Origin of the sequence: Dietzia sp. HMSC21D01 (assembly GCF_001815995.1) — a bacterium.
GTDB lineage: Bacteria > Actinomycetota > Actinomycetes > Mycobacteriales > Mycobacteriaceae > Dietzia > Dietzia cinnamea.
The window spans coordinates 1-969 of record NZ_KV824086.1 but is presented as its reverse complement, the minus strand read 5'-3'; the positions used below and the strand labels follow the sequence as shown (position 1 = coordinate 969).

Below are 969 nucleotides of genomic sequence, written 5' to 3'. Positions count from 1 at the left end.
CTGGCGTGTTACTGACCCACGCTCCTAGCCGGCGTCCTCCTCGGTCTCGTCGGTGAGGGCTTCGGCGATGAGGTGAACGGCTTCCTGGACCCGGATGGCGGTGGCTTTGACCTTCTCGGCCTGGCCGCCGCTCCAGCTGGCGACGTAGCCCACGCTGTAGTCGCTGGTGTCGAGGCCGTGCAGTCCGGCCACGACGTAGGCCACAGACTCGGCTTCGAGCTCGCAGGTGGCCTGGTCGGGCTCGGTGGTGGCCTTGCCGTCCTCGTCGGTGTGCAGGATCGCGTGCGCGGCCTCGTGGATGGCGGTCTTGGCGGCGTGGGCGTCGGACAGATCGGCGTCCACGACGATTCTGCGGCTGCCGTCGACAGTGCAAAAGCCGTTGACCTCGCCGGGGATCTGCTCGCGGGTGACGGTCCAGCCCTGGCCGGTCATCCATGCGGCGATGCGCTCGAACAGGTCGGCGGGGTCGTCGCCCTGAAGCTGGGCCACGGGGGCGGTGGGCTGTTCGACGCCTTCGATGGGGTCGGTCTGGGAGATGTCGAACACCGACACCACGGGCGGCGGGCACTTGACTGCGCGGCGGGTCTTCTCGCCGGTGGTCTCGTCGGTCTCGGACACGATGCGGAAGGGCTTGCCGAAAATGCGGATCGCGGTCTCACCCTTACGGACCTGGCGGCCCTTGGCCTGCCATGCCTTGAATCCGGCAACCTGGGTGGCGTGGGGGCACTGCACCTGAATCAGCAGCGTGTTGTTGAGGCTGTACTGGTGGAAGCTGCCGAGGAAGTCGAGCCAGCGCTGCCACTGGCCGGACTCGGTGAGGGCGTTGACGGCGGCGGTCAGCTCGTTGTGCATCTGCTCAACCTTGGCGGCGCGGGCCTCGCGGGCCGCTTCGCGCTGCTGCGGGGTGTAGGTCTTGCGGGCCATTGTTGGCTCCTTTCTGGTTCGGGGTGAGGGGCCTTGTGGCCCGCT

The 969-nt window shown here is 68.2% G+C and carries 1 protein-coding gene; it reads right to left on the bottom strand.

Going from position 1 to position 969, the window contains the following annotated elements:
• Window positions 1–24: 24 nt before the first annotated feature.
• Window positions 25–924 carry an ArdC-like ssDNA-binding domain-containing protein gene (locus tag HMPREF3086_RS15250; RefSeq protein WP_070722756.1) on the bottom strand — a complete coding sequence of 300 codons (900 nt, stop codon included), beginning with the start codon at window positions 922–924 and terminating at the stop codon, window positions 25–27.
• Between the last annotated feature and the right edge of the window lie 45 nt (window positions 925–969).